Annotated in this window: 8 protein-coding genes; 3 read left to right on the top strand and 5 right to left on the bottom strand. The window is 32.7% G+C overall.

Going from position 1 to position 11,172, the window contains the following annotated elements; genetic code table 11:
- Nucleotides 1-44: 44 nt before the first annotated feature.
- From OO775_RS04520 to hemH, 4 genes are all read right to left on the bottom strand, one after another.
- Nucleotides 45-1,316, bottom strand: a complete 1,272-nt coding sequence (locus OO775_RS04520; protein ID WP_264845835.1) for an adenylosuccinate synthase — start codon at nucleotides 1,314-1,316, stop codon at nucleotides 45-47.
- A gap of 11 nt (nucleotides 1,317-1,327) precedes the next feature.
- Complete coding sequence (locus tag OO775_RS04515; protein ID WP_264845834.1) at nucleotides 1,328-1,780, bottom strand: Fur family transcriptional regulator; 453 nt, start codon at nucleotides 1,778-1,780, stop codon at nucleotides 1,328-1,330.
- 569 nt (nucleotides 1,781-2,349) lie between these two features.
- The gene (locus OO775_RS04510; RefSeq protein ID WP_264846042.1) at nucleotides 2,350-2,892 is read right to left on the bottom strand and encodes a CopD family protein; all 543 of its coding nucleotides are present in this window, start codon (nucleotides 2,890-2,892) and stop codon (nucleotides 2,350-2,352) included.
- A gap of 14 nt (nucleotides 2,893-2,906) precedes the next feature.
- A complete protein-coding gene (gene hemH / locus OO775_RS04505) occupies nucleotides 2,907-3,947 on the bottom strand; it encodes a ferrochelatase (protein WP_264845832.1) in 1,041 nt (346 codons plus the stop codon).
- 145 nt (nucleotides 3,948-4,092) lie between these two features.
- Between hemH and OO775_RS04500 the strand changes: the two genes are divergently transcribed.
- The 3 genes from OO775_RS04500 to OO775_RS04490 all read left to right on the top strand — a co-directional run bounded on the left by OO775_RS04500 (nucleotide 4,093) and on the right by OO775_RS04490 (nucleotide 9,408).
- Nucleotides 4,093-4,467 carry a hypothetical protein gene (locus OO775_RS04500; protein WP_264845830.1) on the top strand — a complete coding sequence of 125 codons (375 nt, stop codon included), beginning with the start codon at nucleotides 4,093-4,095 and terminating at the stop codon, nucleotides 4,465-4,467.
- A gap of 413 nt (nucleotides 4,468-4,880) precedes the next feature.
- Nucleotides 4,881-6,956 (top strand): TonB-dependent receptor, encoded by a 2,076-nt coding sequence (locus OO775_RS04495; RefSeq protein WP_264845829.1) that lies wholly within the window; start codon nucleotides 4,881-4,883, stop codon nucleotides 6,954-6,956.
- Between the two features lie 112 nt (nucleotides 6,957-7,068).
- Nucleotides 7,069-9,408 (top strand): hypothetical protein, encoded by a 2,340-nt coding sequence (locus OO775_RS04490; RefSeq protein ID WP_264845828.1) that lies wholly within the window; start codon nucleotides 7,069-7,071, stop codon nucleotides 9,406-9,408.
- A gap of 2 nt (nucleotides 9,409-9,410) precedes the next feature.
- Here OO775_RS04490 and OO775_RS04485 read toward each other — a convergent pair whose 3' ends face one another.
- Entirely contained in the window at nucleotides 9,411-11,030 is a 1,620-nt protein-coding gene (locus OO775_RS04485) for a hypothetical protein (protein WP_264845827.1), read from the bottom strand.
- Nucleotides 11,031-11,172: the final 142 nt, after the last annotated feature.

The raw sequence follows: 11,172 nt of genomic DNA, 5'->3' as shown, positions 1-11,172 counted from the left end.
TTCTGAAACAAATATCTCCTTTTATACCTAAAAAATTAAAAAGATTATCGCAAAATAGTTTGTTTTCTGTCAGGACCAACCGAGACAATACGAATAGGAACTTCCAATTCTTTTTCAAGAAAAGCAATATATTGTTTGAGTTCCTCAGGTAGATTCTCAGCATCTGAAATTTGTGTTAGGTCTTGTGCCCAACCTTTCATTTCCGTATAAATAGGTGTTACATTTTCTGCTTCAATACTATATGGAAAATAATTTATTTCTTTACCTTTGTACCGATATGCTATACATATTTTCAATCGGTCAAAACCACTAAGTACGTCGGCTTTTATCATCATCAGTTGAGTAACTCCATTGACACGAACAGCATATTTCAAAGCAACCAAATCTAACCAACCACAACGGCGTTTGCGCCCAGTAGTAGCTCCAAATTCACGTCCAACACGCCCCATCGTTTCGCCATCTTCATCAAATAGTTCTGTTGGAAAAGGGCCACTACCTACACGGGTTGTATAGGCTTTGAATATTCCGAAAACTTCTTTTATTTGATTGGGAGCAATGCCTAATCCGGTACAAGCACCTGCTGCTGTTGTATTTGACGAAGTTACAAACGGATAAGTGCCAAAATCAATATCTAAGAGAGAACCCTGCGCTCCTTCTGCAAGTATTTTTTTTCCTGATTTTTGTGCCTGATACAAATATTCTTCACTATCAATAAATGTAAGCTGTTTCAGAGATTCGATAGCTTGGAAAAATTCTCTTTCGAGTTCCGATAAGTTATATTGAATTTCTACTCCATAAAAACCAATCATTGCTTGGTGCTTATCCGATAGTGCTCGATATTTCTGTTCGAAATCTGGCATCTCGATATCTCCTACTCGTATGCCATTTCGCCCTGTTTTGTCCATATATGTAGGACCTATTCCTTTGAGTGTTGAACCGATTTTAGCTTTTCCTTTGGCTGTTTCTGAAGCGGCATCAAGCAAGCGATGTGTAGGTAAGATAAGATGAGCCTTGCGTGAAACAAGCAATCGTTCTTTTAAATTGATTTGAAAGGGAGCCAAAGCTTCCATTTCTTTTTTTAAGATAATTGGATCAATAACTACGCCATTTCCTATGATATTGATTGCTTTTGGGTGGAATATTCCCGAAGGAATCGTATGTAGTACATGTTTTATTCCATTAAATTCGAGAGTATGTCCTGCATTGGGACCTCCTTGAAAACGTGCTATAATATCGTATTGCTGTGTCAGAACATCAACTATTTTTCCTTTTCCTTCATCTCCCCATTGAAGACCAAGAAGTAAATCTACTGCCATTTCGTTTTTGTTTATTTATTTTCTTTTTTATTTTTCATTCCGTAGAAATAAAGAGAATGATTATTGATTTTAATATCAAAAAGTTCTTCAATAGTTTGCTTAATAGCTTGAATACGAGGGTCGCAAAATTCCATTATTTCTCCCGTATCGATAAGAATTACATGGTCATGTTGTTTGTCAAAATATGCTTTTTCGTAATGTGCTTGATTTTGTCCAAACTGATGTCTTCTGACCAAACCACAATTGAGTAAAATTTCAATCGTATTGTAAAGTGTTGCACGACTTACTCGGTAATTTTTATTTTTCATTTTAACATAGAGAGATTCAATGTCAAAATGCTCATTACTTGCGTAAATTTCTTCTAAAATAGCGTATCTTTCGGGAGTTTTACGATGTGCATGTTCCTCCAAATACTTGGTAAATACCTTTTTAACAATTTCCTGATTGGTTTCTTTTGTTGTCATATACAATTTTATTTGAGGCAAATATACGAAAAAATATATTATTCAAAAAAATCACATTTGCTTTTTTTAAATATTAAAAATTTCATTGATTTTACTCTGATTTCTTTACTTTAATTCATTTTATTAAAATAGTTTTTCATATAATCGTTGATAAAAAGTAGGTCTGATAACTATTTTTCTTCTAATAAAATAATAATTAGTATTTTTCAATATGAAATTTTATTTTCAAGATAGTTAAAATACAAAAAATAATTTGCGCTTATATATTTAAAATAATTAAATAGCTTTGCGCAATTTGCGCTATGATATTATACATAGTAAAAAGTATAATCGCATGTTGCGCTATCTATTTTAATTTAATTTAAAACCTAATTTTGAAATAAAATATCTTATTATATATAAATTAAATTATATAAATATTTAAAAATAATATTTTTAACTCAATAAAATATAAAAAAATAATTTAATTCTACCTATTTATTTATATTTCAACCTAAAAAATAGATTAGAAATATCATTTTCAATCAAAAAGAAACCCCTTAACGAGTATCTGTTAAGGGGGTTTTAGTTTATTTATTTTTATTAACCAATTTGACCACCAACATTATAAGTATTCCCATTAGTAAAAACCAAACGAGCGACCAATACCAATATTGTACAAAAAGCGTTTTTAGAATCACTGAGAATATTACAGCAAATAGAATAAGCGTGGCAACTTCGTTCATCATACGTAAATGAACTGAAGAATACGGAGCAATTCCTTTCTGCAATTTTCTCATAAGTTTCCAAGCCCAGAAATGATAGCCATACAAGAATACAACAAATAGCAATTTGATATGCATCCAGCCTTCTTTGAGCCAAACCCAATTCATAGCATAGAGCATATATATTCCCGATATGCTCATTATTATCAAAGCTGGGACTGTGATAATGTTCCATAATCGTTCTTGCATAAAAATGTATTGCTTATGAAGAATAGAACGTTTAGGTTCTTCATCTCTTTGCAAAGTTTCGCTATGGTAGATAAAAAGCCGTACAATATAAAAAAGTCCAGCAAAATAGCTAATTACAAAGATAATGTGTATTGATTTAGCAATAAAATAATCCATTATTTAGTATTTAAAAGTTATTTTTTGTAATTATCTGTGAGATTTTCCCATCGGGTAATCCATTGGGCAATGACATCGCTCCAATCATCTCGGTCATTAAGACACGGAATAAGTTTGAACGACAAACCTCCTGCTTGTAGAAATTCCTCCTTCCCTTCCATTCCTATTTCTTCTAAGGTTTCTAAACAATCCGATACGAATGCGGGAGTAACTACCGCTAAGTTTTTTATCCCGTCGTGGGCTAATTTTTCAATAGTAACATCGGTGTAAGGCTGTAACCACGGGTCGCTACCCAATCTCGACTGAAAGGAAGTGCCATACGTACCTTCAGGAAGCTGTAATAACTCGGCAACAGCTCGTGTAGTTTCATAGCAATGTGTTCTGTAACAATACTGAGATTCAGGGCTATGGGGTTTGCAACAATATACATCATTGACAAACTGCGTATGCTTATGCGCTCCGGTTTTATCTGTCTTTCTGATATGCCGCTCGGGAACTCCGTGATAGGAAAACAATAGATAATCTTGCGAATATTCGTCTTTGATTGATTGAGCTAATGTTGCTATATAATCATTGCGATGGTAAAAAGCAGGAATTTCCGTTATTTGTATATGAGGATATTTTTTCTGGCGGATTTTTTCAGCCAAAACTAAAATAGTTTCTGTAGTTGCCATTGCATATTGCGGATACATCGGAAAGAGAAGAATTTGAGTAACTCCCTTTTTGTGAAGGGCTTCAATTCCTGCTTCAATAGACGGATTGCCATATCGCATAGCTATTTCAACAGGAATAGAAACGCGACTTTGTATTTTGCGTTGTAGTCGTTGGGTCAAAACAATCAGTGGTGAACCTTCATCCCACCAAATACGTTTATAAGCCTCAGCCGATTTCTTTGGGCGTGTGTTTAAGATAATTCCTTTCACAATCAGGGCTCGCAACCAGTATGGGCTATCTATTACTCGTTCGTCCATTAGAAACTCATCTAAATACTTGCGTACATCACTTACTTGTGTAGAATCGGGCGAACCCAAATTGACCAATAATACTCCTTTTGACATTTATTCTTTAATATTTTTGACAAAAATACGAGGTTTTTGTTCAAGAAAACAACTCTATGTATAAATTTTTTCTATACATATATAATTCATTCTTTTTCTAAATAATTTTTTTTTGTACTTTTGCCTTTAATAAAATTTCTTTTCTATGAAAAAACTATCATACATACCCATTATCTTATTGTTACTAACTTCTTGCGGATTGGGCAATCGAACCAAAGTTGTTATTATAGAAGACCGATTTGAGATTCAATTGCCAAAATCATTTTTCAAGCTCAGCAAACTAAACCCAGAGGCTGCATTAGTGTACGGAAATCCGCTATCGGAACTTTATGCAATGGTCATCGAGGACAGCAAAGAAGAGATGAATGAAGGCGAAGAAGAAAATATTTTCGAAGAAACTTCCTTAGAAGATTATTTTGAACTTTGTTTAGAAATGTGGTCAGAAAATCATAATACAACCAACAAAATCAGCAATTTTGACAAAATAACACTCAATGGCTTGCCTGCTTATTTTGGTTAAAAAAAAGCCATTATTGACGGACTTGACATTTATTATATCATTGCAGTAGCCAAAGGCAAAAACGCTTTTTATCAGATATATACTTGGACACTCGCAGACCAAAAAGACAAATACAAACCAGAGTTTGTAAAAATTATTCATTCATTCAAAGAGTTATGATTTTTTATATAATTCTAAATATTTTTTTATTATATTACTTTATTTTTCTAAAAAATCGTATCTTTGCCCTCGTCTCAAAGGGGTGCCATTCTTGGCTGAGATTATACCCATAGAACTTGGGCAGGTAATGCTGCCAAAGGATAAAGCAATCGCCTATTTATCAGTTATTTTTGTTTTTGGGTAACAAAAATAGCTTTTTTACTAACAATCCATAAATAAATACCCCTTTTATTTACTAAAAATTACAATATGTAATGAAAAATGTATTTTTTATGGGTGTTTTGTGTGCAGGAATTAGCATGCAGGCACAAGAATCAGTTAAAGATTCTATCGAAGTAATTTCACTGGACGAGGTTTTGGTGTCGGCCGTTCGAGCCAAAGAATCCTTGCCAGTAACGTTTTCTAATCTTTCCAAAAAAGAAATTCAACGACAGAATTTCGGACAACAAATCCCGTTGCTTATTGGGCAACTTCCTAATGTGGTTTCATTTTCAGAAGATGGTTCAGGATTGGGTGCTTCGTATTTTTCTGTCCGAGGAAGTGATTTGTATCGTACCAATGTAACTATCAACGGAATAGCATACAACGATTCTGAGTCGCAAGGAACATTCTGGTATAATCTTTCCGATTTTGCTTCTTCGGCAGAGAGTATTCAGTTACAGCGCGGAGTAGGAACATCAACCAATGGTGCGGGAGCTTTTGGCGCAAGCTTAAACGTTTTAACTGATGTTGTTTCAGAAATTCCGTATGCCGAATTGGGCAATTTTTACGGAAGCTACAACACACACAAGCATGCTGTAAAACTCTCAACAGGTAAGTTAAACAACCGATTTGAAGTGCTGGGGCGTTTCTCCAAAATCAATTCTGACGGATATCGCGAGCGAGCCTCTTCCGATTTGAAATCATATTTTCTGCAAGGAACGTACTCGTATGAAACTACGCTTATCAAAGCCTTAGTTTTCGGTGGAAAAGAAAAAACATACCTTACTTACAAGGGAATTGATGAAACTACTTTGCAGTCCAATAGACGTTACAATCCTGCTGGGAAATATATAGATGCCAACGGACAGACACAATTTTACGATAACGAAACCGACAACTATCAGCAAGACCACGCACAAATCCATTGGGTAGAAAAATGGACACCAAAATGGACTACCAACCTTGCTTTTCACTATACCAAAGGACGTGGATACTGGGAACAATACGATAATTGGGGAGATTATTTAATTGTACAATATGGTTTGGATAACGATTTCTACGGAAGTACTTTTTCTGCAAATTATAAATCGGAAAATCTTGACATAATTTTTGGAGGAACTTTCAACAAATATGAAGGTTTACACTATGACAAATTCATTTGGTCAGAAAAAGACATAAAGCCTTATGGAACGATTCTAGATGAAGATACAGGTTACAAAAAAGAAGGTTCTTCTTTTGCAAAAATCACTTGGAAAATAGCTCCAAAATGGAATATTTTTGGTGATATTCAATATCGATATGTAAGTTATCAGGCTGAAAAGTATAATGCCGATGAAGATTTTAATTTTGTCAATCCGAAAATAGGAATAAATTACTTACTAACAAGGAAAAATCAGTTATATTTCTCATTTGCCAAAGCAACCAAAGAACCCAATCGAAGTGATTATAAAAATAGTTACAAAGAGAAACTTAATCGAAGTCCGAAAGCTGAAAAACTCAATGATTTTGAATTAGGCTGGCGACATCAGAGTTCATCAGTGATGTTTAATCTGAATGTGTATTATATGATGTACAAAGACCAATTAGTTCCCACCGGAAAACTCAACGATAAAGGCTATCCTATTCGTAATAATAGTGGTGATAGTTATCGTTTTGGAATTGAGTGGGATGCTACTTTTTTTCTCTCTGATCAATGGATTTGTAAACCCAATATTGCTTATAGTAAAAACAGAAATAAAAATTATCATCAAGCTGATATAAACAAAAATCCGAAAAACTGGGGCGACACTCCCATTGCCTTCTCTCCCGAATGGGTTGTAGGGAATACATTAACCTACTCTCCTATTAAAAATATGCAAGTTTCATTACTATCCAAATTGGTCGGGGAACAATACATGAGCAACACAGGCGAAGAGGCCTCTAAACTGAAATCATATTTTATAAATAATCTGAATTTATCCTATGAAATTCAACCTAAAAAAATTTGTAAATCAATTGTGTTTTCTGTTTTGGCTAATAATATTTTCAACAAAAAATATGTTGCTTCTGGTACGTACGAAGATGGACAATCTTTTTATTTTCCACAGGCAGAGGCCAATTATCTGGCAGGCTTAACACTAATGTTTTAACATCAGAATATACTTTCTGTCAAAAAAAAATTGTATTTTTGCCCATAAAATCATACTTTAATACTCAATGTGTGCTTTTATGGGCTTTTTTACAAACAAAAATTGATATTATATGCACTTTCTTAGATTTTTTCTGATAGGAATTATAAGTATAAGCAATATAGGTTGTGATATTTCTACAAAAAAAACAACCCAAAATGAGCTATTGTTCCCCGAGCAAAGCCATACTATACTGCAAATCAATCGGAAAAATCAATTTCTGAATGCGATTGGCAATAGTAGTTTTTGGAAAACATTATATGCCGATCTGCCCGATACCAATGTACAGAATTTGCTTCGTAGCTTACCTTCTGACACGAATATCTGGCTGGCATATACCGACAAAGCAACGTATTGTATTAGTGGTCAAGACACACTAATTGACAGCACAAGTATTTGGAAAAATGCTTCATCAGGGAAAATAGATTCTCTTGTTCTCAAAAATCAGAAATGGTTTTACACACAAAAACATAACAAACTTATTATCAGCTCCTTATCCTCTATTTCTGATTTCTCAAAACAGGAAAAAAGTCAGGAAATGGAACAAATATACAAACTTCAAAAAACAATTGACACACAACTTCCTGCTAATTTATTTTTGAACAAATCACAAAACGAACGCTTTTTTTCTGAAATATTTCCTTCTAAAACACTACAATATTTTCAAAACTGGGTCGCTTGGGATATTTTAGTAGAAAAAAACAAAATTCGAATAAGTGGAACGGGACTAAGCCAAAAAGACAGCGTAAATATAGCAAGTCTATCAAAGACTTTATCTTCTGATTTACAATCAATTAACTTTATCCCTTCAGAAGTAAATAATGTTCGTTCTTATACATTTGCAGATGCTACAAATCTTAAATTGAAATATGAAATAGCAACCGATTTTCCTAAATACATCAATGAAGTTAGTTTTTTTACCCTTGCCAAAGATACGTTAGTTGCCATTACTTCGTCTGATGCAGAAGAAACATTGCGCCAATTATTGGTTTCCAAAGAAGAAAACTATCACGAACAACGTATTTTGACTTTGGAAGAAAATCCAGATTTGAATCTATTTTTAGCCAATTTTGATAGTCAAATTTCTTTACAATATGTATTTTTGTATCAATCAACACTTATTTTTGCTCAAAAAGAGACAATTTTACACACCATTATCAATCAATTACAAGCCAATGTAACTCTGGCTAATAACCCTTATTACAGGGCGTTACAAGAACAATCATCAAGCAAAGCTAATTATACAGAAATTGAAAATTTGCAAAAAAATACAACTTTTTCTCAAAAATATGGCAGAATAGCAGACAAATATCACTTTGCTTGCTTACAAATAAGCCCTCAAAGCGATTTTTTTGTTTGCACCTTTACAAGTATTCAATCTGAAAACAAAATAAATTCTGACAACATAAATGAAAAATATCAAGTAACTCTTGATGCTGATGCCCAAACACTACCCAAGTGGGTTTTGAATCATCGCACCAAAAATCGAGAAATTGTAATACAAGACATTGATAACCAATTGTATTTAATAAATAATGAAGGGAAAACTCTCTGGAAAAAGAAACTTGATTCTCCCATAAAAAGTACGATTTTCCAAGTTGATTTATTCAAAAATGGAAATCTACAAATGGCATTTAGTACGCATAATTCCTTATGGGTTATTGATAGAAATGGGCAGAATGTTTCTCCTTTTCCTGTAACATACAAAGAAACCATACTTCCATTAGAAGTATTTGATTATGAACAAAATATGGATTACAGATTTGTTATTGCTTGCGAAAATAAAATCCGTATTTTGGACAAAAATGGTAAAATAGTTAGTGGCTTTGAAAAAACAAGCACTCCCAATACAATCACTCAAACTCCGAAGCACTTCCGCTTGGGTGGAAAAGATTACATTGTTTTTCCTGAAAAAGACGGGAAACTCAATATTTTGCATCGAAACGGAAAAGACCGAATTATTATCAAAGACAAATTTGATTTTTCAGAAAATCCTATTTTTCTCAAAGAAGATTGGTTCTGCTTCACAACCAAACATGGCAAACAGGTATTTATTGACCAAAGTGGCGGACTTCGCATCAATGATAGACAGCTATCAGAGCATCATACGTTATCTTATCGTCACCAAACCGAAGCAATTATTTCTGATAATAAGCTCATTATCAACAATAAAACACACGAACTTCCTTACGGAATTTACACTAATCCGTCTATCTTTCGCATAGGGAGAACTATTTATATAGCTATTACTGATACGCAAAATAGCAAGGTTTATCTGCTTAATTCGCAAGGAGAAATTTTACCCAATTTTCCAATTTTTGGTATTTCTGCTCCTGAAATTACCATTGATAATGGTCGTCATTTATTTACTTTTCTGAAAGATAAACAAACTATTTTTGTATATAGTTTTTAAGGTTAATTAAACTCTTTCATTATACTTACATCTAACCAAAGTTTTTTACCATTTTTGACAACTTCGTAAAAATTTTTTGTTATTGGAGTAATTTTGTCATAAATCGGCGTTTTATGATACGGATAAATTCCTATTTTTCCGTCTTTTTCAATAAATAAAAATCCGTCTTTCAGTACAATATGTGTGTATTCGATTGGCAAAAAAGGTGTTCCGTAAAGTGTTTTGTCCTTATATAATCTTGCTTCTTCTTCTTCAAAATATCTTTTTTGTTTTGTAATTTGGTAAGGTTCATTTTTTTCTTTATAATTATATTTAAAAACACCGTATTTATCTCCTTTTTTCACACGAATCAGGGTTGGTTTTACATACATTTGTCCTACAAAATCTGAATTTCCGTCCCAATGAAAATTGATTTTCCCATCCAAAAATGATAATTCTTCATCAGTTGTGCGGTCAGCGAAGATAAAATTTCTTTTTTCAGAATACCCATAAGGACTACTATATTTATAAAACATACGATAGGGAATGCTTGATAGCGAATCTTTTTGAATGATATATTTTTTTCTACTTACTGTGCCACAAACCGAATAAGTTATTGAAATTTTAGATACAGGTTTTCCATCTGCATTGTAATATGAAGCTCCGTTTTGGTTCAGAATTTCAAGTCCTGAGCGGTAAGGATACGCATTTTTGACTTTTCCAAAATTCAGTTTATTTAGAGAGGCATCGTATATATCGACGCTTTTTTTGTTTTTCCCTATCACAAAACGATTGGAAATCAATAGTGTATCATACGATTTTTTCAATACTTTTTTGTCATAAACATTGACTAATTCCTGTTTTTTGCCTTTGGGACGAACGGCTAAAAATTTTTCGGCTCGGTATCCCCAAAATTTTTCGTATCTATTGGTTATTTGTTCAATTTTAGTAAGCATTCCTTCTTCATTATCTACAAAAAGATTTGAATTTTTCAGCGGTAGCAAAAACATTTCAATATTCTCTTCATCATTGAAAAGATATATTTTTCGTCCATTACCAAAATCCATTACCAAAGGTGTAAAATATTCATTATCAACAGGTCTCCATCTTTTTAATGTGTCTACCTCTCTGGTTTCGTATGCACCAAAGCCATAATAACTCGTATCCCTGAACTCTAAATCTTCTTTTTTACATAAATGCTTACTTAAAAACTGAACAATCGTTCTATCTTCGTATTTCTCTTCATTTTTATTTTTTGTTATCGTATTTTTTTCTTTTTCTTCATCAGAAAAAAGCTTCCATTCAAAGGTTTTTCCTTCAAAATCAGCAAATTTTGTCGGACGAATATCTTTTACAAAAACGATAGTTTTATATTTTTGTTTCAATTCCTCCAAAGTTTTGGTTTCGCCATCGGCTTCAAAAAACAGATGAACTGTTTCTATTTCCCCGTAATCTTTGGACTTGTCATCATCGTTTTGTAAATATACATCTTGGTATTTATCCTTACCTACTTTTTTGTAAAAATCAATATCATAATTGTCATTGTACGCCAATAACGAAATATTTTTTGCTTTGATGGTCTGCTGTGCTGAAATGGCTACTGAAGCAAATAATAACACAATTGAGAAAATTATTTTTTGCATAGTTTTTCTAACTTTTTGATTTACAGCAAAAGTAGCATATTTTATTTAGTTATGCAAGCATTTTTTGTATATAGTTTTTAAAATTTTCATCAAAAATAATCCCCCTTTTTGATAATACTTATTTTACTATCAAAAAGGGGGT

The organism is Capnocytophaga catalasegens (genome assembly GCF_026005215.1).
In the GTDB taxonomy this organism is placed as follows: domain Bacteria; phylum Bacteroidota; class Bacteroidia; order Flavobacteriales; family Flavobacteriaceae; genus Capnocytophaga; species Capnocytophaga catalasegens.
Note: the sequence above shows the minus strand (reverse complement) of the source record. Positions and strands in the feature narration are given on the sequence as shown.

Bases quoted from the DNA above. Each gene is read 5' to 3' on its own strand.
- OO775_RS04485 (WP_264845827.1), bottom strand. From the start codon at position 11,030: ATGCAAAAAATAATTTTCTCAATTGTGTTATTATTTGCTTCAGTAGCC.
- OO775_RS04515 (WP_264845834.1), bottom strand. From the start codon at position 1,780: ATGACAACAAAAGAAACCAATCAGGAAATTGTTAAAAAGGTATTTACC.
- hemH (WP_264845832.1), bottom strand. From the start codon at position 3,947: ATGTCAAAAGGAGTATTATTGGTCAATTTGGGTTCGCCCGATTCTACA.
- OO775_RS04520 (WP_264845835.1), bottom strand. From the start codon at position 1,316: ATGGCAGTAGATTTACTTCTTGGTCTTCAATGGGGAGATGAAGGAAAA.
- OO775_RS04490 (WP_264845828.1), top strand. From the start codon at position 7,069: ATGCACTTTCTTAGATTTTTTCTGATAGGAATTATAAGTATAAGCAAT.
- OO775_RS04495 (WP_264845829.1), top strand. From the start codon at position 4,881: ATGAAAAATGTATTTTTTATGGGTGTTTTGTGTGCAGGAATTAGCATG.
- OO775_RS04500 (WP_264845830.1), top strand. From the start codon at position 4,093: ATGAAAAAACTATCATACATACCCATTATCTTATTGTTACTAACTTCT.